Source organism: Methylotenera versatilis 301 (assembly GCF_000093025.1).
Taxonomy (GTDB): Bacteria; Pseudomonadota; Gammaproteobacteria; order Burkholderiales; family Methylophilaceae; genus Methylotenera; species Methylotenera versatilis.
Genome location: NC_014207.1, coordinates 198,730 through 224,362 on the forward strand (window position 1 = coordinate 198,730; position 25,633 = coordinate 224,362).

The 25,633-nt window shown below is 43.3% G+C and carries 25 protein-coding genes, 1 tRNA gene and 1 riboswitch; of the genes, 9 read left to right on the forward strand and 17 right to left on the reverse strand.

Annotated features, from left to right (window positions below; translation table 11 throughout):
- Positions 1-59 precede the first annotated feature (59 nt).
- Positions 60-135, reverse strand: a tRNA-Phe gene (locus M301_RS00855).
- 198 nt (positions 136-333) lie between these two features.
- Here M301_RS00855 and cobT point away from each other — a divergent pair.
- From cobT to cobC, 3 genes are read left to right on the forward strand one after another with little or no spacing between them, the layout of a single operon-like run.
- Complete coding sequence (gene cobT / locus M301_RS00860; protein ID WP_013146867.1) at positions 334-1,371, forward strand: nicotinate-nucleotide--dimethylbenzimidazole phosphoribosyltransferase; 1,038 nt, start codon at positions 334-336, stop codon at positions 1,369-1,371.
- Positions 1,368-2,138 (forward strand): adenosylcobinamide-GDP ribazoletransferase, encoded by a 771-nt coding sequence (locus M301_RS00865; protein WP_013146868.1) that lies wholly within the window; start codon positions 1,368-1,370, stop codon positions 2,136-2,138. Before cobT ends, M301_RS00865 begins: the two co-directional genes overlap by 4 nt.
- Before the next feature lie 32 nt (positions 2,139-2,170).
- Positions 2,171-2,761 (forward strand): alpha-ribazole phosphatase, encoded by a 591-nt coding sequence (gene cobC / locus M301_RS00870; RefSeq protein WP_013146869.1) that lies wholly within the window; start codon positions 2,171-2,173, stop codon positions 2,759-2,761.
- A 12-nt stretch (positions 2,762-2,773) separates the two neighbouring features.
- Here the strand turns inward: cobC and cobD are convergent, their stop codons facing one another.
- Positions 2,774-3,784, reverse strand: a complete 1,011-nt coding sequence (cobD, locus tag M301_RS00875) for a threonine-phosphate decarboxylase CobD (RefSeq protein ID WP_013146870.1) — start codon at positions 3,782-3,784, stop codon at positions 2,774-2,776.
- Positions 3,777-4,739 carry an adenosylcobinamide-phosphate synthase CbiB gene (gene cbiB / locus M301_RS00880; RefSeq protein WP_041359321.1) on the reverse strand — a complete coding sequence of 321 codons (963 nt, stop codon included), beginning with the start codon at positions 4,737-4,739 and terminating at the stop codon, positions 3,777-3,779. The genes cobD and cbiB overlap by 8 nt, the downstream gene beginning before the upstream one ends.
- Between cbiB and M301_RS00885 the strand changes: the two genes are divergently transcribed.
- On the forward strand, positions 4,730-6,193 hold the full coding sequence (locus tag M301_RS00885) for a cobyric acid synthase (protein WP_013146872.1): 1,464 nt from the start codon (positions 4,730-4,732) through the stop codon (positions 6,191-6,193). The two genes, cbiB and M301_RS00885, sit on opposite strands and share 10 nt — an antisense overlap.
- A 65-nt stretch (positions 6,194-6,258) precedes the next feature.
- Here the strand turns inward: M301_RS00885 and M301_RS00890 are convergent, their stop codons facing one another.
- From M301_RS00890 to M301_RS00925, 8 genes are all read right to left on the reverse strand, one after another.
- Positions 6,259-8,613, reverse strand: a complete 2,355-nt coding sequence (locus M301_RS00890) for a serine/threonine protein kinase (RefSeq protein WP_013146873.1) — start codon at positions 8,611-8,613, stop codon at positions 6,259-6,261.
- A gap of 84 nt (positions 8,614-8,697) precedes the next feature.
- Positions 8,698-9,225, reverse strand: coding sequence for a bifunctional adenosylcobinamide kinase/adenosylcobinamide-phosphate guanylyltransferase (gene cobU / locus M301_RS00895; RefSeq protein ID WP_013146874.1), 528 nt, complete (start codon positions 9,223-9,225; stop codon positions 8,698-8,700).
- A gap of 36 nt (positions 9,226-9,261) precedes the next feature.
- The gene (locus tag M301_RS00900) at positions 9,262-10,065 is read right to left on the reverse strand and encodes a cobalamin-binding protein (RefSeq protein WP_013146875.1); all 804 of its coding nucleotides are present in this window, start codon (positions 10,063-10,065) and stop codon (positions 9,262-9,264) included.
- A 53-nt stretch (positions 10,066-10,118) separates the two neighbouring features.
- The gene (bluB, locus tag M301_RS00905; RefSeq protein WP_013146876.1) at positions 10,119-10,799 is read right to left on the reverse strand and encodes a 5,6-dimethylbenzimidazole synthase; all 681 of its coding nucleotides are present in this window, start codon (positions 10,797-10,799) and stop codon (positions 10,119-10,121) included.
- Positions 10,786-12,081 (reverse strand): cobyrinic acid a,c-diamide synthase CobB, encoded by a 1,296-nt coding sequence (locus tag M301_RS00910; RefSeq protein WP_013146877.1) that lies wholly within the window; start codon positions 12,079-12,081, stop codon positions 10,786-10,788. Before M301_RS00910 ends, bluB begins: the two co-directional genes overlap by 14 nt.
- Before the next feature lie 4 nt (positions 12,082-12,085).
- Complete coding sequence (cobO, locus tag M301_RS00915) at positions 12,086-12,706, reverse strand: cob(I)yrinic acid a,c-diamide adenosyltransferase (RefSeq protein ID WP_013146878.1); 621 nt, start codon at positions 12,704-12,706, stop codon at positions 12,086-12,088.
- Between the two features lie 68 nt (positions 12,707-12,774).
- Complete coding sequence (locus M301_RS00920) at positions 12,775-13,338, reverse strand: hypothetical protein (RefSeq protein WP_013146879.1); 564 nt, start codon at positions 13,336-13,338, stop codon at positions 12,775-12,777.
- 71 nt (positions 13,339-13,409) lie between these two features.
- Positions 13,410-15,284: a TonB-dependent receptor domain-containing protein gene (locus M301_RS00925; RefSeq protein WP_013146880.1), complete on the reverse strand. Its 1,875-nt coding sequence runs from the start codon at positions 15,282-15,284 to the stop codon at positions 13,410-13,412.
- A 158-nt stretch (positions 15,285-15,442) separates the two neighbouring features.
- Positions 15,443-15,724: riboswitch (cobalamin riboswitch) on the reverse strand.
- 123 nt (positions 15,725-15,847) lie between these two features.
- Here M301_RS00925 and M301_RS00930 point away from each other — a divergent pair.
- Both M301_RS00930 and M301_RS00935 read left to right on the forward strand, forming a co-directional pair.
- Positions 15,848-16,036 carry a hypothetical protein gene (locus M301_RS00930; protein WP_013146881.1) on the forward strand — a complete coding sequence of 63 codons (189 nt, stop codon included), beginning with the start codon at positions 15,848-15,850 and terminating at the stop codon, positions 16,034-16,036.
- A 20-nt stretch (positions 16,037-16,056) separates the two neighbouring features.
- On the forward strand, positions 16,057-16,350 hold the full coding sequence (locus M301_RS00935) for a cell division protein ZapA (RefSeq protein ID WP_013146882.1): 294 nt from the start codon (positions 16,057-16,059) through the stop codon (positions 16,348-16,350).
- 390 nt (positions 16,351-16,740) lie between these two features.
- Here the strand turns inward: M301_RS00935 and M301_RS00940 are convergent, their stop codons facing one another.
- Positions 16,741-17,112, reverse strand: coding sequence for a DUF2237 family protein (locus tag M301_RS00940; RefSeq protein ID WP_013146883.1), 372 nt, complete (start codon positions 17,110-17,112; stop codon positions 16,741-16,743).
- Positions 17,113-17,223: 111 nt separating this feature from the next.
- On the opposite strand from M301_RS00940, the gene M301_RS00945 reads away from it, so the two are divergent.
- Positions 17,224-17,682 carry an EVE domain-containing protein gene (locus M301_RS00945; RefSeq protein ID WP_013146884.1) on the forward strand — a complete coding sequence of 153 codons (459 nt, stop codon included), beginning with the start codon at positions 17,224-17,226 and terminating at the stop codon, positions 17,680-17,682.
- 47 nt (positions 17,683-17,729) lie between these two features.
- Here the strand turns inward: M301_RS00945 and M301_RS00950 are convergent, their stop codons facing one another.
- Entirely contained in the window at positions 17,730-18,800 is a 1,071-nt protein-coding gene (locus tag M301_RS00950; RefSeq protein ID WP_013146885.1) for a YVTN family beta-propeller repeat protein, read from the reverse strand.
- 261 nt (positions 18,801-19,061) lie between these two features.
- Complete coding sequence (ilvA, locus tag M301_RS00955) at positions 19,062-20,582, reverse strand: threonine ammonia-lyase, biosynthetic (protein WP_013146886.1); 1,521 nt, start codon at positions 20,580-20,582, stop codon at positions 19,062-19,064.
- Between the two features lie 114 nt (positions 20,583-20,696).
- Here ilvA and rpiA point away from each other — a divergent pair, with 114 nt between their 5' ends.
- Entirely contained in the window at positions 20,697-21,356 is a 660-nt protein-coding gene (rpiA, locus tag M301_RS00960) for a ribose-5-phosphate isomerase RpiA (protein WP_013146887.1), read from the forward strand.
- 197 nt (positions 21,357-21,553) lie between these two features.
- Here rpiA and M301_RS00965 read toward each other — a convergent pair whose 3' ends face one another.
- Positions 21,554-21,997, reverse strand: a complete 444-nt coding sequence (locus M301_RS00965) for a hypothetical protein (protein WP_013146888.1) — start codon at positions 21,995-21,997, stop codon at positions 21,554-21,556.
- Between the two features lie 131 nt (positions 21,998-22,128).
- Positions 22,129-22,401: an oxidative damage protection protein gene (locus tag M301_RS00970; RefSeq protein ID WP_013146889.1), complete on the reverse strand. Its 273-nt coding sequence runs from the start codon at positions 22,399-22,401 to the stop codon at positions 22,129-22,131.
- A 112-nt stretch (positions 22,402-22,513) separates the two neighbouring features.
- Between M301_RS00970 and M301_RS00975 the strand changes: the two genes are divergently transcribed.
- Positions 22,514-22,894, forward strand: coding sequence for a diacylglycerol kinase (locus M301_RS00975; RefSeq protein WP_013146890.1), 381 nt, complete (start codon positions 22,514-22,516; stop codon positions 22,892-22,894).
- Between the two features lie 61 nt (positions 22,895-22,955).
- Here the strand turns inward: M301_RS00975 and M301_RS00980 are convergent, their stop codons facing one another.
- Positions 22,956-25,427, reverse strand: a complete 2,472-nt coding sequence (locus M301_RS00980; protein ID WP_081439402.1) for an EAL domain-containing protein — start codon at positions 25,425-25,427, stop codon at positions 22,956-22,958.
- Between the last annotated feature and the right edge of the window lie 206 nt (positions 25,428-25,633).

Sequence of the window (25,633 nt, forward strand, 5' to 3'; positions counted from 1 at the left end):
GTAGAGGTAACTTCAAAAATAATAGACGTAAAAAAGCCCACTCAAGTGGGCAATTTTATTGGTGGCCGGGACGGGAATCGAACCTGTGACACGCGGATTTTCAATCCGCTGCTCTACCAACTGAGCTACCCGGCCGTACTTCTTAACGCATTTGCTTACATGTAAATGTTTGCAAGTCGCGCATTATAGCAAACTTCCAAAGAGTTGGAAAAAATAATTCAAACATTTTTCAACTTATCTTTAAAAGCTTGATTCTGACTTATGTTTAAGGCTGGGTAGTCATGTAAAATCTTAGCTTAGAAAATATTTGCCAAGAAACTTGATGTATCTCAGATGAAATTCAATATCACACAGCCTAATCAGGCGCTTAAAAGTCAGCTTGAACATAAAATTAACCATAAAACTAAGCCTTTAGGGTCTTTAGGTATGCTGGAAGCCGTTGCGTTGCAGGTCGGCCTGATTCAGCAAACACTTTCACCTCAGCTGTGTCACGCCACTATGCTGGTTTTTGCGGGCGATCATGGCATTGTTGAAGCTGGCGTTAGCCCTTATCCCCAGGCGGTCACGGCGCAAATGGTGTTGAACTTTTTGCAAGGTGGCGCGGCGATTAATGTGTTTACCAAGCAAAACAATATGCATTTGAGCGTGGTTGATAGTGGCGTGAATTATAAATTCTCACCCAGTTTAGATTTAATTGATGCCAAAGTAGCGATGGGAACACGCAACTTTTTGACTGAGCCTGCTATGACGTTAGCGCAATGTGAGCAAGCGCTTACTCGTGCTGCAGATATTGTGGATGCTAAAGTGGCTGAAGGTTGTAATGTGTTTGGCTTTGGTGAGATGGGTATAGGTAACACTTCATCTGCAAGTTGTTTGATGAGCGTGCTATGTGGTTTGCCCATTGAGGAGTGTGTGGGCCGCGGTACGGGTTTGGACGATGCAGGGTTGGCACACAAAACGAACATTTTGGCGCAAGCGATTGCACATCATCATTTAATTAGCAGTGATGCCATGCAGGTATTAGCGACTTTCGGCGGGTTTGAAATCGCCATGATGGTTGGTGCTATGTTGCAAGCCGCTGCAAAGCAATGCACTTTATTGATTGATGGATTTATCACCACGGCGGCATTGTTGGTGGCAGCCAAATTGCAGCCTGAAATCTTACATTACTGCGTGTTTACACATTGCTCAGACGAATCTGGCCATAAAAAAATGCTGGATTATCTTCAAGTGAAGCCTCTACTCAATATCGATTTACGCTTGGGTGAAGGGACGGGGGCTGCGCTAGCTTATCCTTTGGTATTGGCATCAGTTAACTTTTTAAATCAAATGGCTTCTTTTGAATCAGCAAGTGTTTCGCAAAAAATATGATATTTGCATTACAAAATCAATGGCACTATTTTTTAACGGCAGTGATGTTTTTTACGCGGGTGCCAGTGCATTTTAGCAGTTTTGATAATGCTGACTTGAATAAAGCCACCAGATATTTTCCTTTAATCGGGATTTTAGTGGGTGCTGTAGGCGCTTTGGTTTTTTGGCTAAGTGATATTTTATTGCCTTTAGAGATCGCGCTTTTGCTCAGTATGGCATCGACAGTTTTGCTCACTGGTGCATTCCATGAAGATGGCTTAGCGGATGCCGTAGATGGCCTGGGTGGTGGCTGGAGTCGAGAGCAAGTACTCGCTATTATGGTGGATTCACGCATTGGCAGTTATGGCGCAATAGGTTTGTTTCTAGTGTTGCTGACTAAATATCAAGCGCTTACTTATCAGTGGACAGCGTTAATTCCAGCGACACTAATCGCTGGCCATGCGCTTAGCCGACTGTGTGTGGTGCTTGTGATGTATACGCAAAGTTATGTGAAAGCTGAAGGTAAATCTAAGCCACTTGGAACGCAGCCTACTGTCACGGAGCTAATTATTGCAACTTTTTTTGGTTTAGCACCGTTGGCATTTTTAGAAATGAAATTACTTGCTGCGCTAGTGCCTGTGGCAATCGTTTGGCTGTGGTTTAGTGCAAAAATTAAATCTCGCATAGGCGGCTATACTGGAGACTGCTTAGGCGCAATGCAGCAACTTACCGAAGTTGCTTTTTATGTTGGCGTGTTAGCCAGCACTACTTTATTTTCCGCGGCATAATCACAAACCCTAATTACCAAGCATAGTTACAGATGAAACTGACCTTAGTTCGCCATACCTCCTTAGATATTGCTCCTAGCATTTGCTATGGGCAAAGCGATGTTGCTGTGTCGGCTAATTTTGAAAATGAGCGTATGGCATTGCAAAAGAAACTAGCAGCTTTTGAGTTTGATGCGATTTATGCCAGCCCATTAAAGCGTTGTCATCAGCTTGCGCAAGCCTTGTGTGCAGATGAGTTATTTGGGCATGCAAGTGAAAATATTAGACTCGATGCGCGTTTAAAAGAATTACATTTTGGCGATTGGGAAATGAGTCCTTGGGATGCAATTCCACGTGAGAAATTTGATGTATGGGCAGATGATTATGCCAATCTAGCACCGCCAAATGGCGAAACATTCTCAGAGCTACATGCTCGCGCCAAAAGCTTTGTGGAGGATGTAAGCAGTCACTCACAAAGTAAAAGTATTCTGGTGGTGACACATGGTGGGTTTATTCGCGCGCTGATTGCCGAAGTGTTGCAAATGCCACTAAAGCGACTATTTAGGCTCACCATAGATCATGCAAGTGTGACGCAGTTGGAGTTTAATGGTGAAGTGCCTAAAGTGCTTCTAATGAACCTTTAGACATTACTAGACTTAAGTAATCAATCTATTCTGCCAAAGGTTGAGCGCAGATTCCAATCTTTCCCAGCCATCTTCTGGCGGTAAACCAAACCTTACTGCAGTTCGTGCAGATAACCCTGGCGCATCAGAAAAAAGCCGAATCCAAATACCTTGCTGGGCGAGGTGTTGCTGTAAAGCTTGCGCTTCTTTTGTGGGTACAAATTGAAATAATGCCGTGCCTGACATTGGCGTTAAGTTGTATTTTGTCAGTAATATTGCGAGTTTCCGGCTATTTTCAGCTAACTGAACACGTGCCTTTTCTTGCCATGTTATATCTAACAAAGCTTGTTTAGCAATCAGGCGGCTAGGCCCCGTGATTGACCATGGACCAATGGCTTCTTGCATTTGCTTGAGTATGTGTGTTTCAGCTAATAAAAAGCCAACTCTCGCCCCCGCTAAGCCAAAGAACTTGCCTAGTGAGCGCAGCACAAACAGACCTTCTAAATGCGTATACTTGGCAATGCTGCGTTCAGGCGTAGCATCCATAAATGCTTCATCTACAATCAACCAGCCGCCGCGCGCAGCAAGCGCAGCATGCCAACTCAGTAATTCAGATACTGAGAACTTTGTGGCAGTTGGGTTATTGGGGTTGCATAGTAAAAGTACGTCAGCTTGCTCAATAATTTTTTCATCAGGAAAGAAATCAAACTTGATGACTTCATGCCCATTCGCTTGCCATGCATTCGCATGCTCTTGATACATGAATTTGGGCATAGCCACTTTTGAAGCTGCTCGTAATTGCGGTAATACTTGCAAAGCGGCTTGCGAACCTGCGGTGGGTAATGCAAACTGGCTGCCATAATGCGCACAGGCAGCTTCAATCAAGCCGTCATCTTCTAGTGGCAGTTTTTGCCAAGCGGCGGCAGGAATATCAACAATTGGGTAACCGTCAGGATTAATACCTGTCGATAAATCCAGCCAGTTCTCAAGCGGAATGTCATATTGCTTGGCAGCCGCTGCTAAATTTCCACCATGTTCAAGCATGCGCAATACTCGCTATCATTAAAGTGATGATTGAAAATATACCTAGCCATATATAAACGCCGTGCCTAACTAGCGCCAATGCACGTTCTATGTCATTCAGTACAGGCGGGTTGCCTGCCCCCAATACTGGGCGTTCATGCCATTCGCCAAAATAACGCGCTGCGCCACCTAGTTTTACATTGAGCGCGCCAGCACCGGATGACATGACTGGCCCCGCGTTAGGACTATCCCAAGTGGGCGCTTGGCTTTTCCAGCACCTTAATGCTAACTTGGTATTACCTAGTAGCGCGTAAGTTAAGGCGGTTAGTCGTGCAGGAATATAATTTAGCGCATCATCGAACCGTGCGGCAGCCCAGCCAAAATAGAAAAATCGTGGTGTCTTATAGCCCCACATGGCGTCCATAGTGTTAGCTAAGCGAAACAAAAGCGCACCTGTGCCACCCGCAATAAAAAACCAAAATAGCGCACCAAACACGCCATCATTACCATTTTCTAACACAGACTCTACAGTGGCAGGAATCGGTTCAATGGCAGAGGAATCGCGGCTCACCATATAAGACGCCGCAGTTTTTGCTAAGTCTTCGTCATTATTGTTAAGCGCGGCGCTTACTGCACGGGCATGTTCATGCAAGCTTTTATGACCAATGGCAAAGTAAAGCAGCAAGGTGTTGGCAACAAAACACGTGATGAGGTGATGACAAAGCCAGTACGCCAATATGACAAATGGCAAAATTAATAGTAATAATGCGATCAAACCAGTAAAGCGCTGAGTTGGCGAATTTTGCTTGGCTTTTGGATTAAATCGCGCTTCCAGCTTGTTCGCTAAGAAACCAAAGCCTACCAAAGGGTGGAAGCGCCGCGGCTCGCCCAAAGTGAAATCTAGCGCCACGGCTACAATAGCAACCATAGGCATGGCAATCGCGGGCATTATGAGATAATCAGAGAATGAAAACATTAATGATTCAAGGCACTACCTCGGATGCTGGCAAAAGTACGCTGGTGGCAGGGCTGTGTCGCGTATTGTATCGCAAGGGCGTAAAAGTCGCGCCATTTAAGCCGCAGAATATGGCGCTAAATTCTGCCGTGACGGTGGATGGCGGTGAAATTGGTCGCGCGCAAGCCGTGCAAGCGCAGGCGTGTGGATTAATGCCACATACCGATATGAATCCAGTGTTACTTAAGCCAAATTCTGATACAGGCTGCCAAGTGATTATTCAAGGCAAAGTGGTATGCAATTTAGAAGCTACGGGTTACCACGCCTACAAACCTACCGCTATGCGCGCGGTACTGGATTCATACGCACGTTTGAGTAAGCAATATGAAGCAATTGTCGTAGAAGGCGCAGGCAGCCCTGCAGAAATTAACCTGCGTGAAGGTGATATCGCCAATATGGGCTTTGCTGAAGCGGTCGATTGTCCCGTGATTTTAATCGCCGATATTGATAGAGGTGGCGTGTTTGCGCATATTGTGGGCACACTAGCACTGCTTTCTGAAAGCGAACGTGCGCGCATTGTAGGTTTTGTGATTAACCGATTTCGTGGCGATATTGCCTTATTGCAATCAGGGTTAGATTGGCTGGAAGCAGAAACTAGTAAGCTTGTGATTGGTGTGATTCCGTATCTACATGATTTGCATATTGAGGCCGAAGATGCGGTGCCAAATACGGCGTCGTCACAAGGTCAAAGTGTAGAAAGTAAGTTGCGCATTATTGTACCTATTCTGCCGCACATCTCCAACCATACCGATTTTGATGCGTTACGATTACACCCACAAGTCGATTTTCAGTTTGTTAAAATCAATCAAACCATTCCTGCTGCTGATTTAATCATTCTACCCGGCAGTAAAAATGTGCGTGGCGACCTTGAGTATCTGCGAGCTAACGGCTGGGAGCAAGCAATCACTAAACACCTGCGCTATGGCGGTAAAGTGCTCGGTATTTGTGGTGGTTTTCAAATGTTAGGCGCCCACATGCATGACCCAAATGCCATAGAAGGCACAGCAGGTAGTAGCGCAGGGTTAAGCTGGTTAGAGATGGAAACCACGCTCACGCCAGAAAAACAGCTAGCTCAAGTCAGCGGCAAACTAAGCTTTGCTGATGCCAATGTGACAGGTTATGAAATCCACATGGGCGTGAGTACAGGCGCCGCCCTTAATCATCCCGCATTAATACTGAATGGGCAGCCAGAAGGGGCAATTTCGCCAGATAATCAAATAGCAGGTACCTATCTGCATGGCTTGTTTGACCATGCTGAATCCTGCGCGGCATGGTTGGTTTGGGCAGGCTTAGCGAATATGGAGTCGCAGTTCGATTATGAGCAACTACGTGAAGCTGGCTTAGAGCGTTTGGCTGATTGCATAGAGCAGCATCTAGATTGGCGTAAGCTGAATGCCTACTTATCGGATGAATAAGTTTCTGTCGGATAAGAAATCAGTTATCAGTACTTAAAATCAGATGACTGCTGTATGTCAGATGCTTAGCTTTTCTGTTTGATTGCAAGTACCGACTGATTTCGTAGCGTACGTAATAATGAAAGTTGCTTAGGCGAAATCTGCATAGTGTTAGCTTGCTGCATATCTGCGTAAAACATGCCCACTGGTTTGGTATTAATCATAACAGGTAACAACATGATGCATTGCGAGCTTACCGCTTGCCGATACCATAGTGGAATCTTGCCAGTAATATTTTCTGCCGTGATATCTTCAATCATTAAATCTGCGCCCTTACTGATTGCAAGGTGAAACACGTCGGGGGTAAAGTCTAGAGAAAAACGGAATTTTGGCAGCACAGCATCTGCATCCTGCCCAAAGCCAAAACGAGCAATCATTTGTTGAGTTTTTACGTCACGTAAAAAGAACAGGGTGCGGTTGAATCCCATGGCGCGGTGCATGGTTTCCAGCACCATTTGTATCACGTCATTTAGTTTGTGCTCCTCTACCAGTGTATTGGTAATTTCTTGTATTCCCTCCGTGAGCATAAATTCTGGGTCGATTTTAAGGGTTTCAGTAGTGCTATCACCCTCACTTGGCGTTTCTATACCCAATTGTGTAATACCATCCAAGCTATCAACCTCAGCCAGTTTTTTATGTGCAGGCACTTCGGGCTTAGCACCAATCCACATATTGACGCGTTTTATCATTGCGCTTTCTGCGAGGTCAATACCGATGATTCGCGCGCGCGCAGCAAGCTCACTCATGCCGCTTTCCATGGTCTTACGCAATTGCTGTTCTGAAGTGTCGATTGCATCTTCATAACGTTTTGCAAGTTGCTTCAGCGCTTTGGGTTTGTCGGATATATTGCCTTGGCTGGCTATCGCACATAGTTCATGGGCAAGATTCACTGTGATAGAAAGATTATCCAGCTCACCGTAGGGTTTGGCGACCTTATCGCTAGTGAGTTTCCGCATACCTGTGATTAGTCGTGGTGGAAAACTCCAACTTTTAGCAACGCCTATCGCTAATTCATTGTAGCTAATACCCAGTATCTTAATGGCCGCTTTATCTTCAGACTCACCTTGTTCAACCAAGCGTGCAACTTGTTGGCTTTCTTCAAAGAAATAAAAACTTGATAAAAGTTTGCCAAGGTTACGGAACATTGAGCAGATCATGGCTTCTTCTGCATCTCTAATACTGATTTCCGCCGAAATCTTCGTTGCCACGATACCCGCAAAAAATGAGGTCAGCACATCATCTTTAAGTTGGGATGCTTGTGCTTTGTTTTGCAAGAAATCTAATAATATTAACGTCATGGTGACATTGCGTACGGTCTCAAACCCAAGTATTGCTACAGCTTTTGAAATCGTATTAATCTGTCCACCAAACTGACCATAAGTGACGGTGTTTACCAGCTTGAGTAATTTGTTGGTGAGCGCAAAATCTTGCAAAATAGTCTGCACCAGCAGATTGACGCTGGCTGAATCATCGTCAACTACCTTATTGATTTCGCTGATGGTGGACGACAATGCAGGGAAATCACTTTTGCTACGCATGCGGCGCAGTAAAAAATCTAAAGTACTGTGAGTGTCGGTAGGGTGATGCTCAAGGTGAGCTGGGTTGAGGTACTCTTGCAAAGCCATTTGCATATTTTCAGCACTGCCAAACCGATCTTCTGGATTCTTGGCTGTTGCTTTATGTATGATTTCTTCCAGCCGTTCATCGATATGTGTGCTATTGGTTGCTAATTGCTCGCTAGCGAGATTGGTTTTTTTGCGTGATGTTTCTTGGGCATCAGCGTTATGGCCTGATGTTAGCTCTCGTAAAATTACGCCCAGCGAGAATATATCAGCACTTGCTGTGGCATGTTCGCCAGACATAATCTCTGGGGCAATATAGCGAGGTGTGCCATTGATGCTAGTATTTTTGACCGAGTCTTTTGTCACTCTACAGGCAATACCAAAATCCATAATCAGTGGCTGACCATTTTCGGCAATCATGATGTTGCTTGGTTTTAAGTCTAAATGCACAATGCCTTGCAGATGGGCATGTCCTGCGCCTTCAAGTATGCCACAGACGATTTTTGCAGCTTGCGCTGGGGGCAGAGTCGTTTCATCATTAAGTAATTGCGCTAATGTCTGACCTTCAACAAAGGCGTAAACCAGATAGGCTTTGGCATCGTGTTCGCCTGCATCAAACAGGGTAACGATATTTTTGTGCTGCAGCTTGCTAACTATGCGTGCTTCTTTTAACAACACATCTACATTTTTAGCATCTTGCAGCAATGTTTTGATGGCAACTTGACGATCTAAATGTGGGTCACGCGCTAGGTAGACAGTGCCTTGCGCGCCTTCACCTAGTTTACGAACTAATTCAAAACGGCCTATTTTATTGGCCATAGATTATTCCCTGATTCAAGCGTATTCAATAGCTTATTGTACCGTGGCTCTAGGCTTTGGGTATGCAAAGAGCATGTTTTTTTATTAGCTCTTAAGTTTTAAAGGTAAGCCAGCCGCTACAAAAGTCACTTCATTTGCAACGCTCGCTACGGCTTGATTTAGTCTACCTTGTTCATCTTGAAATTGTCGGTTAATTTCACCTAGTGGCACTATGCCCATGCCAACTTCATTACTGACTAGAATAACTGAGCCTTGTAATGTGGGCAGGGTAGACAGCAAAGCTTCGCGTTCGGCTTGCCAACTTGAATCTTGCGGTGGATTGCAATCGGGACATATCCATTGCGCTAGCCATAACGTTAAACAATCTACAATCAGACATTGATTTGGCGCGTCTAAATTGCGTAGGGTTTGCGCAAGATAATGCGGCTCTTCTACCAATGCCCACTCTGCTGGGCGGCGGTTTTTGTGATGTTGTACGCGGGATTTAAATTCATCGTCGTAGATTTGTGCGGTGGCGATGTACGTCACAGCAAGCCCGCTGGTTTGCGCCAGCTTTTCTGCATAGGCGCTTTTACCTGAGCGTGCGCCACCTAAAATTAAATGTATGGACATTGTGCTACTCCTAATTCTTTAAACTGCTCTGAATTCTTAAACTGACCGTGCTTGAAACGTCTGCCATTCTTGAATAATCGCCTGAATTTGTTTTAAGCCATGCGTAATCAAGGATGGCCCAGGTTGCAAAATATCGGCAGATTTTATTTCTCGCACGAAGCCATGTTTTACTGCAGGTAAATCTGCCCAGCCTTCACGTGCTATCACTTGCTGGGGTTGAAATTTTTTGCCGCACCATGAACCGATAATAATATCAGGTTGGCGTTCTACCACTAGTTGCGGCGTGACTATACGATCTTTGGCACTGTGAAATTGGGATAGTTCTGGAAAGCAGTCGACGCCACCAGCGAGTTCAATCAACTCCATCGCCCAACGGATGCTGCACATCATAGGGTCATCCCACTCTTCAAAATATACTTTGGGTTTAATCTTGAATTTGCTGGCAGTCTGCTGTGCTTCATCCAAAGTTTTTTCCAGCGTTGCAATCAGTTGCTCGGCTTTTTCTGTCGCGCCGACCAAGGCACCAGTGACCGCAATCATATTCAACACTTGCGCAACGCTACGTTGGTTGAAAATATGAACTTCAACGCCCGCACGAATCAGTGAGGCGGCAATATCTGCCTGCAGGTTGGAGAAGCCAATCACCAAGTCAGGCTGCAGTTCTAAAATTTTATCAATTTTGGCGCTGGTGAACGCTGAAACTTTCGGCTTTTCTTTTCTGGCAATGGCTGGGTGTGTGGTATAGCCCGAAATGCCGACAATACGGTCTTGCTCGCCGAGCAAATATAGTACCTCGGTCGGTTCTGTGGTTAAGCAAACGATGCGTTTAGGGTATCTCATAGTTGTTACTATTTGGTTGTAAGTATTTATTAAAGAAGATTATTTTGCTGCATTTACTTTGAGGTGTCCCAAGTATTTTCCATCACCATCTCCGCAAGCGGTTTAGCGGTTGCCCAGCCCGTTTCTACCAGCATGGGTTCTTTGTAGAAACTACTCACATGGCCTAAACACAATACTGCGATGGGTTTAGCGTCCGCAGGCATATTGAGTAATGTGCCTAATTCAACGGGATCAAAAATCGACACCCAGCCCATGCCTAATCCTTCAGCGCGGGCGGCAAGCCACATGTTCTGTATGGCGCAACTCACGGATGCAATATCCATTTCCGGCAAGGTTCTGCGCCCAAACACATGGCCATCACGTTTGTCGCACAGTGACACCACCAGTAATTCGCCACACTCTAAAATGCCTTCTACTTTTAAACGTAAAAACTCTGCGCTTTTAGAATCAACCCCAGTTGCGGTATTTTCATACTCACCAATCGCTTGTGCGGTTTTAACGCGCTCTTTATCTACCAGTTGATGAATAGCTTTGCGTGTGTTCGTATCAGTAATTCTAATAAATCGCCAAGGCTGCATCAGGCCAACGCTGGGGGCATGGTGTGCGGCATGCAAAATTTTAGTGAGTATTTCAGGCGCAACAGGGTTGGGTAAAAAGTGCCGCATATCACGTCGCTCGGCAATGGCGCGATACACCGCGGCAACTTCAATATCTGAAAACTTATGGTTTTGCATAAGAAAATAGTCGTGCAGCAAGTGTTGGGTTAGACGAAAAGTAAAAATGTAAAAAAGTCGCCGTGATGCTACCTTGCTGATAAATATTTTCACCCACACCGTATCGGCTATTTGCCTGACATTTAGGCAAGAGGGGGGTATCGAACTTGCCATAGTGGAAGGTATGCGCACCAATGTTGCCTATGTCTTCTAGCAACTCAGTATGTTGAGTGCCTAAACCTTGCAGGCGCTGTTCAATGTGGCTTTTCCCCGCCAATAAACCATAAACAGGCTCACCGTTAATGGATTCGGACAATGCCATCATACCCCCGCATTCGGCTAATATCGGTTTGTCAGCGTTAAATGCTGCCAATAGGGCATCACGCATACCTGCATTTTCGCTTATTTCTTTTAAATGCAATTCTGGGTAACCACCTGGTAACCAATAAGCATCGGCTTCTGGCAAAGTTTTGTCATGTAGTGGTGAAAAGAACTTAACGGTTGCGCCCATTTCCTGCAAGCAATCGATATTGGCGGGGTAAATAAAACAAAAGGCGGCATCGCGCGCAATGGCAATGGTTTTGCCTGCCAATAATTTAGACGGCATAGGTGAAGTTGCCATATTAAGTGCGGTAAATGTCACCTTTGGTGGTAACGGTAATGCGCTGCTATCAGCTAAAGCAGTGGCAGCCGCTTCAATTCTTGCGTCTAAATCTGTAATTTCTTGCGCTCTAAACAAGCCCAAATGCCGTTCAGGCAAAGCATAAGCTTCATCTTGCGGCAATGCGCCTAACCAACTCAAATGGACTGGCAAGCTGTCTTTTAGCATATCAGCATGCCCAGTGCTGCCAACTTTATTAGCAAGTACGCCAGCTGGAATTAATGCTGGTTGGTAGCCCAGCAAACCAGAAGCTAAAGCGCCAAAGGTTTGCGCCATGCCGCTAGCATCGATGGTGAGCATCACTGGCAGGCTGTAGCGCATTGCAATATCCGCGGATGATGGCGTGCCATCGTACAACCCCATCACGCCTTCAACAATAATGACATCGGCTGTTTGCGCCGCTTGATATAAGCGTACCAAGCCATCTTGCTCACCACACATACCAAGATCTAAATTATAAACGGGTTGACCCGTCGCAGTTTCTAATACCATAGGGTCAAGAAAGTCAGGCCCGCATTTGAAGGCGTGCACATTCAGACCGCGATTCTTCCAAGCACGCGCTAAGGCGGCAGTAGATAAGGTTTTTCCTTGCCCAGAAGCGGGTGCGGAAACTAATATGGCAGGGCAACTTATTTGATTCATGCTATTACCACTCAATGCCAGGCATGGCTTGCACGCCATCTTTAAACGCATGTTTTACTAAATTGATTTCACTTACGGTATCTGCAATGGCAATAAGTGCATCAGGTGCAGCACGACCCGTGACTACCACATGTTGCATGATAGGACGCGACTCTAAAGCGGTTGTCACTTCTTCAATCGTTAACCATTGGTATTTAAGTGCGTATGTAAATTCATCTAAAATAATTAAATCTATTGTTTCATCTTGCAAATAATCACACACCAACAGCCAAGCTGCGCGTGCTGACTGTTTATCACGCTCTGCATCTTGCGTTTCCCAAGTAAAGCCATCGCCCATTACGTGCCAAGTCAAATTTTCAGCATTGCGGAAAAAAGCCTCTTCGCCTGTGTCAGATCGGCCTTTAATAAATTGAACCACGACAGCCTTCATACCGTGCCCCAGTGAGCGTGCTAGCAAACCAAAAGCAGCGGTAGACTTACCTTTGCCATTACCCGTATTAATCAATAGCAAGCCGCGAGTAGTTTGTGCCGCGTTAATGCTGGCATCCACCACGGCTTTTTTAAGCTGCATGCGCGCTAAATGTCGTTCGTTTGCTAAATTAAGCTTATTTTCAGGTGTGTTCATGACTAATTTTCATAAAAAAACCGCGCTAGAATTAGGTTCTAACGCGGTTTGATTGGTATCACAATATTTTATGCAGAAGTTGCGTTTGTACCTAAATTCAGTTTAGGTAAGGCTTTCACTACTAGCCAAGCTGCAGCTAAATACATCAAAGCAAAACCTACATAAGGTGTGTAGTATTTTGCTATGCGTTGTGTAAATTCAACCACAGTTAACGTATCTACTTTGTCTGAAAAGCTATACCAAAATGCGTTAGACAGCACAAAAGCCACGCTTGCAGCAGCCCAACCGACCGTAGCATAAGGTAACGCGGCAAATGGTTGTTCACGCTTAGCTAACCAGCGACCCGCGCCCCAAACAGCGGCATAAGTAGGAATCAAACCCCAGTAGCCGAGTGACATGCAGTAATCTGAAACACCTTTCCAGCCCATGGCATAAAAATCCATACCAAAAGCCACAACGATTGCAAGTGCCAACCAGCTAGTACGAGTAATCAGCAAGCCGCCTAAAAATAAGGCTGCTAAGGTTGCATCAGGCAAGTACACATTGTCACCAAAGTGATTCATACGGGTAAGCAAGATTAGGCCAATCAAAACAGCGCCTTGCCAAAAACTTTTATTGTTGAACGTAGACATAAATAACTCCAATTTAAACTTGCCTATATTGTAACCCTTATCAGCAAAAAATTCCTGATAAGGGTTACTCGTTATTTACTCGGTGAGTAGCGGACGCTGACAAATAAATTGCTAGCAGGTGTGTTGTAAGGCACACTAAAGCTGGGTGTGCCAAAGTTACCATCAACAGCAGTAGAGCCATAAGCTAGTGCATAGTCTTTATCAAATAAGTTATTAACTCGTCCTTGAATGCTCAAATCACTATTGATTTTATAGTCTGCGATTAGATTGACTAAGCTGTAACCAGCTAAGCGTGTTTGGTTGTTTGCATCATTATAGCGCTCAGAGGAGGCGATAATCTCTGTAGAAAAACGCCAGCTACTCCAAGACTTGCTTAGATTTAGGCTAGCATGCTGATTTGCACGACGTACTAATAAATTGTGATCCTCCTGGTTTCTGGGAGATTGCACATCAATACTACCTTTTAACTGTAAATTATCCCAGCGCTGGCTAGCAGCAAAAGTAACTCCCTCAATCTTGGCATTTACATTAGTTGGTATATAAGATTGATTTAGCGTAATAAAATCATTAATTTTATTCTGATAAATCGTCACAGACGCGTCTTTCTGCTCGTCTTGATAGCGTAAGCTACCTTCAAAATTTTCTGATTTTTCAGCTTTCAAATTTGGGTTATTTGAAGGGTAAATTACGCCACTATACGTATATGCATAATATAAATCGTTAAAAGTGGGTGCTCTAAACGCTTTACCATAGCTACCTGTAATGCGCCAATTAGGATTTATTTTATAGCCATAACCGATACCACCAGTTGTGTTAGTACCAAATTGTGCACTATGGTCTGTTCTTAATGTTGTCTGAATGCTGTGATCACCAATGTCAGCTAAATATCCCACTAAAAAGCCATCGGTATTGCGCTTGGTCTTTTCGTATGGTGTATCTGAAACCACTTTTTGCTCAAGCCTATCATAAAGCAATGTCAATGTGCCAATAGGCAAAGCAATATCATTCTGCCAAGAAAATTGTTTTTGTTTAGTTTTAAATTTACCGCTAAAACCAGCATCATATTGATTAAACTGGTCATCAACACCTTCGCCTATGCGCACAGTTGATTTCCAATTAGATGTTAATTGGTTCTTACTAAACAAACCGAAGCTTAATTGCGATAAATCAACATAGTTTCTAAAAGTATTTACACCGCCATCGTAGTTACTATGGCCTTCGCTATTGAATAATTGAATACCAATTTCATGACCTTCGGCTATTTGGTGAGAGACTGACCCAGTAACCGCCAAGTTGCGATAGTCATCTCTATCTTTATCTATATTGAAACTAGTACGAAGCGCAGAAAAGCCGTCAGTATTAGAGCTTGAAACAGATAGTGCAAATTTAGTATCATTTATCGCACCATTAATGCCCGCATCAGCAGTTCTCGTATTGTAGCTACCATAGCCTATACCCGCATAAAACTGTGGCTTACCTTCACCTTTTTTAGTGAAAATTTGGATAACGCCACCAATCGCATCTTGGCCATAAAGACTAGTTGCAGGCCCACGAAGAATTTCTATTTTTTCAATTTGAGCAAGAGGAATATTTTCAAATGTTGTAGTGCCAGATGTAGCTGAACTAACACGTAGGCCATCGATTAATACAACTACTTGGCCTGGATTTGTACCACGTAAAAATACGCTAGAGGTTTTTCCTGCCCCACCAGTTGACGCAATCTCGACCCCAGGTTGCGTTTGCAATAACTCGATAAAGGTTGATTGCCCTGCGCGTTCAATTTCTTCGCGAGTAATGACAGTTACATCTGCAATTACACTTTCTCGTGCTTGAGCAACGCGACTGGCAGTCACCACCACATCATCAGTTTGAATAGCAGTTTCTGTTGCAAAAACAGAAGGTGAGAATGCAAGCGCAACAAGGCTGGCAATGGTAGATTTTTTCATTATTTTTCCCTAAATTACATGCGGCCCCGCATGTAGATTCTGTAAAACTAGGGAATACGGAAGAGGGTTATAAAAAAGAGAGCGCGGACGAAATAACGACACAAATAGCGCAGCCTTTGTTTACCGTCACCCCGCGGTATTGCCTAGCGTGCCTTAACATAAGGCGTAGTTTTTAGGCCGGTCTCCGGGCTTATAAGCGCTGGTATTGAAAACTAATATTTAGTTCTTTTAACCAACTGATTTGCGCCTTCCCAAGTCTGACCTTTTTCTAAGGGTTAACTCAGTGGCATATTGCAGAATCATTTGAATAAATCAAAAACTTACTTACCGTTGCGGGGGCAGCGAAGGAATTATTAACGCCTTAAGCGATAATGCACCTATTTCCCAGTTTCACCTTGTTTGTAGAAAACAAACTTGGCACCTAACAACAAGTGCGAATTATATCGCTAATTTCTTCGCTCGCATGAAAAAAATCATTAACAATTATTTACACATACTGTAATACTTTGAAAATTACTCGTTAACTATTGACTATAATCAATTTTTTCAATTATAGTGGTCGTATGGATGCGGACTTAAAAGCGTTAGAAGAAAAATTATCAGGCTTAATTTCATTGTGTAGTGATTTACGCAGTGAAAACGCACAGTTGCGCCTTGATTTAAATTCAACACAAAATGATGCTGCATTATTGAAAGCAAACATGGCGCAAGCTAGTGAACGCATCGAAGCTTTGATGGAGCGGCTGCCTTAAGGCGGGCTTGAGTAATTATAATGAGCGATATAAAAGGCGTAGATGTCAATATTATGGGGCGCGATTTCACGATATCGTGTACCGATGAAGAACGCCCAGGTTTGATTAACGCGGTTAATTTTTTAGATAAAAAAATGCGTGATATTCGCGACAGCGGTAAAATTATCGGTGTAGAGCGTATTGCGATGATGGCAGCGCTCAATTTGGCGCATGAGCTGTTAAATAGTAAAAGTGGTACTGTGGATGTGGGCGATTTCAAACGCAGAATCACGAATATGCAAGATCAAATTGATAAAGTCTGCGCTGCAAAATAAATATTCCAATTGTCATAAAATTACTACTTAACAATAGTAAAATTACCTCAGTCGTTTTAGTATTTAATCAGTAGATTATTTAACTGAAACAAAAATAAAATCCCAGTTTTAAAGTTTGTTCTCTGCGGTGCGGTTTAAGCTAATAATTCCTTGAACTAGTTTATAGCATCGGTTTTGGTCATTCGAGTTGTTGTGTGCGCGCCTTAAGTTGAGTGTTCTTTTAAGAGCCTCTTGGTGGGTGTACCTAATGCGCTCTAGGCCGTTACCACTTGAGCCTTTTTGGTTCAGGATGCTGGCTTAGGCTAATCCGTGGAGAACTCCCCCTAATTCCACTGCGTACTAAATCTATGCTTTCTCGACTTCGATTTGTCGTCAGTAGATTTTGTATGTCTATCTCAATTCGTGATATTTCAAATCTGCCAAGCTAACAATTTCTAAACACCTAGCATGGCATGCCTCTAATATGACTGGCGGCGCAAAACCAGCCTCTGAGGCTTCTAGCCAGCGTGCGGCACATACGCACCAACGGTCACCTGCTTTTAATCCTTCAAAGCCATATTCAGGGCGGGGTGTGCTTAAATCATTGCCTTGAGAGATTGAATACGCTAAAAACTCATCGGTCATTTGTGCGCATACCGTATGGCTACCGCTATCATCTATACCAGTCTCACAACAACCTGTTCTGGTAAAGCCTGTTAATGGGTCTAAGCTACACACTTGAAGTGCGGTGCCAAGTACGTTTTTATCTTGTGGTTTTGCCATCGTTGATCTCTATTTAGGCCTCTGTGTTTAAGACGCTAGTTAAAATTGATAATTGAATTTAGTTATAGATTATCATATCGCTAAATTTAGAATTTAATTAAGGTAAAAAATATGCGTTATTGGCTGATGAAATCTGAGCCTTCTGATGTTTCAATTGATGATTTGGCAGGTTTTCCAAATCAATCTGTAGATTGGTACGGTATTCGTAACTATCAAGCACGTAATTTCATGCGAGATCAAATGAAGGTGGGTGATGGTGTGTTTTTCTATCACTCAAATTGCGATGTGCCAGGCATTGCTGGCATTGCCGAGGTAAGCAAGTTGGCATATCCAGACCGTTTACAGTTTATTAAAGGCCATAAATATTACGATGAGAAAGCGACACCTGAAAATCCACGCTGGCTTAATGTAGATGTGAAACTTGTGCGTAAAACGCGCTTACTCAGCTTAAAAGAATTACGCGAATATCCAGAGTTGATCAATATGCGGATTTTACAGCGGGGCAATCGCCTTTCGATTACGCCGGTTGATCCTAAAGAGTGGGACTTCATCAATAGTGTGCTCAAATAAAAAAAGCCCCGAACTTCGGGGCTTTTAAGCTAATAACAACTATAAAGTTATTTAATAGCAGTATCTAAACTACCCATGCTTTTAGGGTAAGTCACTACGCCCCAAGGCATTTTCTTATCTTCAATTTGTTGTTTCACTTCTAGTTTTTCAGCATCAATCACAAACACTGCATCTGATTTACCACAAGCTAACAAAACTTCTTTGTCATCAGGGGTGAATGTGAAATGCCAGCAACGGTTGCCGGTAGGAATGTCTTTAATTTTTGCATAAGTTTTAGCATCATAAACTTCTAATGTTTTGGCTTTGTTTGCCGCCACAAAAATGCGCTCTCCTTTGCGATCATATGAGATGCCATAAGGTGTCGCGCCTGTATCAACAGTGCGAAGTACTTTAAAGTTTTTGTCCATCACCATAAATTTATTACCATACTCAAGTGTCACTAAATAGGTTTTACCGTCAGGTGATACTTTAACGCCACGTGGTCTATCTCCATATTCATGTGTTTTAATGGTTTTAAGCAGCTTGCCACTTTTCATGCTGTGCACCGTCACTGTATTGTCAGCTTCGTTGGTAATCACTAGTTGTTTACCATCTTTACTAAATTCAACACCTTCGGTTTCAGGGCCGCCTGTAATTTCACGGATTTTTTTGCCTAGTTTCAAATCAATAATGCCGATACGTGCAGGTTCTTTGTCATCATCATTGTCTTCTTTTGCAGCCGCCGCTGCTTCAGCAGAGCCCGGTGCAGGAGGAGGGCCACCTTTAGCGCTTGGCTCGTATGATACGAATGCAAAGTTGCCTTTAATGCGAACAAACTCTGGATTTTGGCCAACTTTGATTTGGCTTAACACTTCGTTTGTTGCGGTATCAATCACCGAAACACTGCCATTCTCGCGTGTAGCAACCACCAACAGTTTACCGTCATCACTCACGGCTAAACCTCGTGGACCTTCACCTTTTACGTCAATGGTTGTGGTTGAGGTCAGTGTGTTCAAATCAATCACCGAAACGCCGCCATCTTGGTTCGAAACATAGGCTTTGCCGCGATCCGCAGCGTTGGCGTTCATTCCAATACTCATACTGACTGCTGCCGCAATTACTACATGCGTTAATTTCATTCTTTATTTCTCCTTAGAAAACTATTTGATGCTGCTTTATTAATGCTGTCATTTGGGCAGGCTAAATGAACTTAGGTTCAATTTACTATGCTTGCTACCGGATTTGAGAAGTCAGGCTGCGAATATCAAGCAAGAAGCACGCTAGAAATTTAAATTTTTAAAAACAATGGCTTAAGTTTTGCATAAATTTTAATCTGGTTGTATATAGCCACCAATGTGGCTATATACAACCAATTTGTTTAAATATTTGATTAAAATTATTTAGCCCAAGAATAGTTTGTACGCTGGGTTTTGTGTTTCGTCCCAGTGCGGATAGCCTAAATTATCTAAAAATGTATTGAACTCAGCGCTATCAGAAGGCGGCACTTGCATACCGACTAGTACGCGACCAAAGTCAGCGCCGTGGTTGCGGTAGTGAAATAGGCTGATATTCCAATCGTGTCCCATAGTTTCTAGAAACTTCATGAGCGCGCCTGGTTTTTCAGGAAACTCGAATCTAAATACCACTTCATGCTCAGCTTGCGGTGCATGCCCGCCAACCAAGTGGCGCAAGTGCAGTTTAGCGACTTCATTATCCGTTAGATCTAGTGCAGGTAAGCCTTGCGCTTGCAAATCTGCTACAAGTTTTGCTGATTCCGCAGGGTCGGCAATCGCCACGCCTACAAAAATATGCGCGACTTTAGCATCGGCATAACGGTAATTAAACTCGGTGATATTGCGATTACCCAGCAAGTTACAGAACGCCTTAAACGCGCCTGGTTTTTCTGGAATCGTTACAGCTAACACGGCTTCGCGCTTTTCACCGATTTCAGCACGTTCAGCGACAAAACGTAGCCTGTCAAAATTCATATTGGCGCCGGATGCAATGCCAATTAGAGTTTTGCCGTGCAAGTTCTCGCGTTTTGCATAAGCTTTTAACCCAGCCACAGCTAACGCGCCAGCAGGCTCCAGAATGCTGCGTGTGTCTTCAAATACGTCTTTAATCGCAGCGCAAATCGCGTCGTTGTCGACCACTATCATTTCGTCTACATATTGTTGCGCGAGTGCAAATGTATGCTCTCCAACCTGTTTAACCGCTGCGCCATCGGCAAATAAGCCAACTTGGTCTAGCATGACGCGCTCACCTTTTTTAAGTGATTCGGTCATGGCTTCAGCATCCTTTGCCTCTACGCCTATCACTTTGATTTCTGGGCGCAATGCTTTCACATAAGCTGCAACACCTGCCAGCAAGCCACCGCCGCCCACGCAGCAGAATATGGCCTCTATTGGTTGAGGATTTTTCTCTAAAATTTCTAGCGCAATCGTACCTTGTCCTGCGATGACATCTGGGTCGTCGTAAGGGTGTACAAAGGTAAGGTGTTCAGTTTTTTCTAGCTCAAGCGCTTTTACGTATGAATCTGAATAGCTGTCGCCAAACAACACAATCTCAGCACCGTAGCTACGCACCGCATTAATCTTAATCGCAGGTGTGGTGGTGGGCATGACTATGACCGCACGGCAACCTAGCTTTTTCGCGCTCATCGCCACGCCTTGCGCATGGTTACCCGCACTGGCCGCAATCACACCACGTTTGAGTACATCGGCAGGCAAGCTTGCCATTTTGTTGTAAGCGCCACGAATTTTGAATGAAAATACCGGCTGCATATCTTCGCGTTTGAGCAGCACTCGGTTATCAATACGCGCCGATAAGCTCGCTTGAAATTCTAAAGGTGTTTTTTTAGCCACATCGTAAACGTGTGAGTGTTCTATTTTTTCGCGGTAATTGATGGTTGTTTTTGTCATGCAATATTCTTAATTAGGAATCTTAAAAGTGCCCAATATTTTTTAAATTTACTGGCGCAGTGTATTATGTTGAGTTGGTTACATTATAAAGAATTTGTAGAGGATTTAGGCAAAATGGCATACACACAAGACGAATTAAAACAACAAGTCGCAAAAGCAGCGGTTGAATATGTAAAAGAAGGCATCATCGGCGTGGGCACAGGCTCAACTGCAAACTTCTTTATTGAAGAATTAGCAAAAGTAAAACACAAAATTGAAGGCGCAGTAGCAAGTAGCGAGGCCACTGCGCAACGCTTACGTGCTCACGGCATTGAAGTATTTGATTTGAATAATATCGATGGCATGGATATTTACGTAGATGGCGCCGATGAAATTACCGAGCATCTACACATGCTTAAAGGCGGCGGCGGTGCGTTAACACGTGAAAAAATCGTAGCAGCGGTAGCTAGACAATTCATTTGTATCTGCGATGAAACTAAATACGTGCCAACATTAGGCAAATTTCCTCTACCAGTAGAAGTATTGCCAATGGCACGCAGCTACGTTGCACGTGAATTGGTTAAATTGGGTGGTCAACCAGCATTACGTAACTTCACAACTGATAACGGCAATGTGATTATCGACGTGCATGGTTTGAATATTACAGACCCAGTTGCGATGGAAGCAAAAATCAACCAAATCGTTGGTGTAGTCACAAACGGCTTGTTTGCAGCGCGCCCAGCGAATGTGTTGTTGTTAGCAACTGCGGATGGTGTAAAAACTTATAAAAAGTAAGCTAGCAAAAGATAAGTTTTTGCATTAAAAATAATGCCTCTGCAAGCCAATATTCATGCGGCTTTCAGAGGCATCTTTATGTGGTTTGGATCAGTTGTATTTTTAGGGTGGGGGGTTTAACCCCACGCGCTGCAGATTAACTAAGTAAGTACGCGTGGGTGCAAGAGCCCACCCTACGCCAGCTGTTTCAGTAAATTTTATGGTGCTGACGCAGGTAAAGGTTTACCTTTTTTTACTATTTCAACTGCTTGAGCAAATCTTCTGTGAAAAGTACTTTCTGTTAGAGTTGTCGCTACATTTAAAGTTAACCTACGCTTCGTAACAACTGTAACTTTTGTATCTAAATCATTAATCGGTGTGATCCATGCTCCCATTACTGCTCCGTATGAAACCATGTTCATGCCACTGCTGGTGAGCATATAGTGTTGATCTTTATGCTCCTCAATTGCATCAGAACCTTCCCATCTAAATACTGTTTTAGCAATGTCCCAGGCTTGATTTTCAGTTACTTGATAAGATTGTGTTGTGCCTTCTGAGCCACTTTCTTTTGCTTTCACAACATCTTGCATTGTTGAGCAGCCTGATAAAGCAAGTATAAAAACCGCAAGTAAAGAGTTCATGTATTTTTTTGTTATAGTCATTTCATATCTTTCGATAAATTGTCGTTAAAATTTTTGAATAGAAACTTGAAATAGTTTCAATCTAAGAATTTAACTCAATGACTCAGTAAAAGCTATTAACAATCAATATTGTTTACAAATGAAGTGTAAGTTTAGTGCTTTTCGGGCACATAGCCACTAGCTGTATCCGCGCCATCACCAAAGAAGTACTTTTCAGTTTGCTCGGTCAAATACTTACGTGCAGAAGGGTCTGCCAAGCTTAGGCGATTTTCATTCACTAACATGGTTTGTTGTTTTAGCCATGCTGCCCATGCTTCTTTGCTTACGTTTAAATAAATGCGTTTGCCAAGCTCGCCCGGGTATGGAGGAAAGTCCATGCCGTCTGCTTCTTTGCCTAATTTAATACAATTGACTGTGCGTGCCATTTTTAATGCCTTATGTACTGAATAAAAGCACTATGATAACGCAAGGCTTTAAGTGCTGCGAGTAAGCATGCTAATATTGCGCGATTATTTAATGAAGAAAGTCTAGAAAAACATGAAATCTAGTATGGAAAGTCCATTTAAAGGCAAAACTGGTTTACGTCGCTTGATTAACGCATTTGGTTATTCAGTAGAAGGCTTTAAAGCGGCGTTTAAGCATGAAGATGCATTTCGGCAAGAGGTATTTTTAGCCATAGTGTTAATTCCATTGGCATTTTATTTGGGTAAAACCTCAATTGAGAAGGCCCTGATGATTGCCAGTGTATTATTGGTGATGATAGTTGAGCTGTTGAATTCTGCAGTTGAGGCAGCGGTAGATCATACTTCGACTGAGCACCATACGCTAGCAAAGCGCGCTAAGGATATTGGTAGTGCCGCTGTGTTTTTTGCGCTGACGATAGTGTTGGTGGTGTGGGGCTTAGTGCTATTGAGTTAGTTTGGTTTAGAGAATGAAAATACAAAAGGCCGCAATTGCGGCCTTTTTTGATTACTCAACTTCACTTAGTGCCGGCTAAACCTCTTAAGAGGACATCCCTTGGATAACGTCGGCTACTCTCGAGTAAAGTCTCAAATTCATTGATTGGCGCGGGTCTGCCAAATAGATAGCCTTGGAAATGGTTACATCCATAATTTCTTAGGTAAGCTAATTGATTATCTGTTTCTACGCCTTCCGCAATGACATCTATGTTTAATCCGCGTGCCATCGCGATAATGGTTCTAACAATCGCTTGGTCGCTACTATCCTCAGTAATGTCTTGTATGAATGATTGATCAATCTTTAACTGTTGCAATGGCAATTTCTTTAAGTATTGAAGCGATGAATAACCAGTTCCAAAATCATCCAACTCAAAGCGTATTCCAATAGCCTGCAATGCGACCATTGTGATAATGATGTGTTCAACATTATCTAACAACATGCTTTCAGTCAGTTCAATTTTCAACAGGTTTGGATTGATTGCATGATGTTGAACAGAGGTTTGCACCTGCGACACAAAATCTGCCTGTTTGAACTGCTGAGCACTAACATTAATTGATAAAGAAAGATGATTTGTAAGTGGATTCTGCTCCCAAGCTTTGAGCTGAGAACAGGCAGCATCTAATACCCATTGTCCAATAGGTAAAATCAATCCCGTTTCCTCTGCTAATGGTATGAAGTTAAATGGCGACACCAAACCTCGTTTAGGTTGATTCCAACGAATCAATGCTTCTGCTCCCAATGAGCGTCCATCTCCATCAACCTGTAATTGATAATAGAGTTGAAATTCTTTATTCTCAATGGCTTGGCGTAGATCTCGCTCTAGCTCGACACGCGCATTGATTACCTCTTGCATATTGGGATCGAAGAAACGCAATGTGTTTCTGCCAGCTTTTTTAGCTTGGTACATCGCAATGTCGGCCTGCTTGAGTAGCTCTTCTAACTCTAATTCACTCCCATTAAATAAAGTGATTCCGATGCTTGAGGCATTGAAATATCTGTGTGAAGAAAGCAGATAGGGTAAATTCAACTCATTCAATATTTTTTCTCCTACTATCTCAGCCTGAGCAGCAGCATCAAATGGCTGATCACTTAAATTCTCTATAAACACTACAAATTCATCACCACCTATGCGAGCAACCGTGTCTCCTTCTCGTACGCAAGCCAACAGCCTCGTAGCAGTTTGTTCTAACAGTAAATCACCTATGTCATGACCCAGCGTGTCATTCAACGTTTTGAAATGATCAAGATCAAGAAATAGTAAGGCGCCTCTCTGACCACTACGTGCACTGTTAGCCAGCGCCTGATTAAGCCGATCAACTAATAACCGGCGGTTAGGTAGCTGAGTAAGTGGGTCATAAAATGCAAGCCGCTGAATTTCATCACTGGCTGCTTTACTCACGGTGATATCAGTCAGTGTCGATACGTAGTTAGTCACTTTGCCATTGTTAGCTTTAACTGCCGTAATGGTTAAATGCACTGGATACACTTCACCATTCTTGCGCTTATTCCATATTTCGCCTTCCCACATACCTGTATTATTTATACTATTCCACAAAGCATCGAAGAAATTAACTTCATGTTTTCCAGAACGAAATAATCTTGGTGACTGCCCGATGACTTCTTCTTCGCTATAGCCAGAGATTTTTAGGAATGCTTGGTTTGCACGAAGAATGACATTATTGGCATCTGTCACTAATATGCCTTCATGAGACTCGAATGCAGTAGCAGCAATGCTAAGCTCCACTGTTCGCTGCTCAATAATAGTTTCAAGATACTCTTCATGAAACTTTAATTCACGCGTGATTTGATGTAACTTTTCAATTGCCAGTTTTGTAAATTTTGTAAATGGATAAAAAATCAGCGCCGCTTCAAACGCTAGTAATAATAAAGTCAATGTCCATAACAGCGTTTCTATTTTTTCCAACCTGACTATGGATGCTTCCCCTTCGAGTTGATACTGATGCACCATTTTGTCTAGAGATGAACTTAGTCTAGTCAATGCCGTATTCGTGATGAGGAGTAAAGTAGCATTATCAGTTGTCAAATTCTTATCGTCAGCTGCAAGCAACTCATCAACACTTTTTACATACTCGTCAACTTGAGTATTCAGTGGATTTTCGCCTTTGAAGTACATGGCATTGACTGTTTCAGACATAGTAGAGGGCAGGCCCAACAGCTTGTCACCATGTATCAGCGCAAAGTGAGATTGAGACATCAGCTCAATGCTCTCCCTTAACTTACGGTGAATTTTTGGACGTTGATCTGCTTGTGCGTGGACTAATAAATTTGAGAGCAGAGCCGTACGCTGGCTTAACATGCGCTGCCGTCCGCTTATATTGACTATTGCGGCGGTGCTTTTTTGTCTAGAGATGATCAGTTCAAGGCTAAACCATGCAGATGTTGATAAAGCAGCTATCAGAGTCAGAGCAAAGACATAACGCCAGGTCAGGCCCAAGGCAATGTTCGTGTCATCTTTTATTTGTAGATTCATCAATAAAGCCCGTGGTCACTGCCAAACAACTTTTTTGCCTGCGTCAATTAAGTTTACTTTAATCTTATATCAATTCCATAGCGACATCAGTAATAGTTTTAGCGGCCAATTCCATGATTTATAACTAAATTAAGAATGTCTGAAGAACACATATAAATTGTATTGGTTTTAGGGTTTTAAAAATCTTTAAAACCGCCCCAAAGCAA

Excerpts from the sequence above, each read along its gene's own strand:
- bluB (WP_013146876.1), bottom strand. The coding sequence starts at position 10,799 with ATGCAAAACCATAAGTTTTCAGATATTGAAGTTGCCGCGGTGTATCGC.
- M301_RS00975 (WP_013146890.1), top strand. The coding sequence starts at position 22,514 with ATGAAATCTAGTATGGAAAGTCCATTTAAAGGCAAAACTGGTTTACGT.
- ilvA (WP_013146886.1), bottom strand. The coding sequence starts at position 20,582 with ATGACAAAAACAACCATCAATTACCGCGAAAAAATAGAACACTCACAC.
- cbiB (WP_041359321.1), bottom strand. The coding sequence starts at position 4,739 with ATGTTTTCATTCTCTGATTATCTCATAATGCCCGCGATTGCCATGCCT.
- M301_RS00945 (WP_013146884.1), top strand. The coding sequence starts at position 17,224 with ATGCGTTATTGGCTGATGAAATCTGAGCCTTCTGATGTTTCAATTGAT.
- M301_RS00885 (WP_013146872.1), top strand. The coding sequence starts at position 4,730 with ATGAAAACATTAATGATTCAAGGCACTACCTCGGATGCTGGCAAAAGT.
- M301_RS00920 (WP_013146879.1), bottom strand. The coding sequence starts at position 13,338 with ATGTCTACGTTCAACAATAAAAGTTTTTGGCAAGGCGCTGTTTTGATT.
- M301_RS00980 (WP_081439402.1), bottom strand. The coding sequence starts at position 25,427 with ATGAATCTACAAATAAAAGATGACACGAACATTGCCTTGGGCCTGACC.
- cobU (WP_013146874.1), bottom strand. The coding sequence starts at position 9,225 with ATGTCCATACATTTAATTTTAGGTGGCGCACGCTCAGGTAAAAGCGCC.
- M301_RS00965 (WP_013146888.1), bottom strand. The coding sequence starts at position 21,997 with ATGACTATAACAAAAAAATACATGAACTCTTTACTTGCGGTTTTTATA.
- M301_RS00925 (WP_013146880.1), bottom strand. The coding sequence starts at position 15,284 with ATGAAAAAATCTACCATTGCCAGCCTTGTTGCGCTTGCATTCTCACCT.
- M301_RS00865 (WP_013146868.1), top strand. The coding sequence starts at position 1,368 with ATGATATTTGCATTACAAAATCAATGGCACTATTTTTTAACGGCAGTG.
- M301_RS00910 (WP_013146877.1), bottom strand. The coding sequence starts at position 12,081 with ATGAATCAAATAAGTTGCCCTGCCATATTAGTTTCCGCACCCGCTTCT.
- cobT (WP_013146867.1), top strand. The coding sequence starts at position 334 with ATGAAATTCAATATCACACAGCCTAATCAGGCGCTTAAAAGTCAGCTT.
- M301_RS00930 (WP_013146881.1), top strand. The coding sequence starts at position 15,848 with ATGGATGCGGACTTAAAAGCGTTAGAAGAAAAATTATCAGGCTTAATT.
- M301_RS00970 (WP_013146889.1), bottom strand. The coding sequence starts at position 22,401 with ATGGCACGCACAGTCAATTGTATTAAATTAGGCAAAGAAGCAGACGGC.
- cobC (WP_013146869.1), top strand. The coding sequence starts at position 2,171 with ATGAAACTGACCTTAGTTCGCCATACCTCCTTAGATATTGCTCCTAGC.
- M301_RS00900 (WP_013146875.1), bottom strand. The coding sequence starts at position 10,065 with ATGAGATACCCTAAACGCATCGTTTGCTTAACCACAGAACCGACCGAG.
- cobO (WP_013146878.1), bottom strand. The coding sequence starts at position 12,706 with ATGAACACACCTGAAAATAAGCTTAATTTAGCAAACGAACGACATTTA.
- M301_RS00890 (WP_013146873.1), bottom strand. The coding sequence starts at position 8,613 with ATGGCCAATAAAATAGGCCGTTTTGAATTAGTTCGTAAACTAGGTGAA.
- cobD (WP_013146870.1), bottom strand. The coding sequence starts at position 3,784 with ATGCTTGAACATGGTGGAAATTTAGCAGCGGCTGCCAAGCAATATGAC.
- M301_RS00950 (WP_013146885.1), bottom strand. The coding sequence starts at position 18,800 with ATGAAATTAACGCATGTAGTAATTGCGGCAGCAGTCAGTATGAGTATT.
- M301_RS00940 (WP_013146883.1), bottom strand. The coding sequence starts at position 17,112 with ATGGCAAAACCACAAGATAAAAACGTACTTGGCACCGCACTTCAAGTG.
- M301_RS00935 (WP_013146882.1), top strand. The coding sequence starts at position 16,057 with ATGAGCGATATAAAAGGCGTAGATGTCAATATTATGGGGCGCGATTTC.
- rpiA (WP_013146887.1), top strand. The coding sequence starts at position 20,697 with ATGGCATACACACAAGACGAATTAAAACAACAAGTCGCAAAAGCAGCG.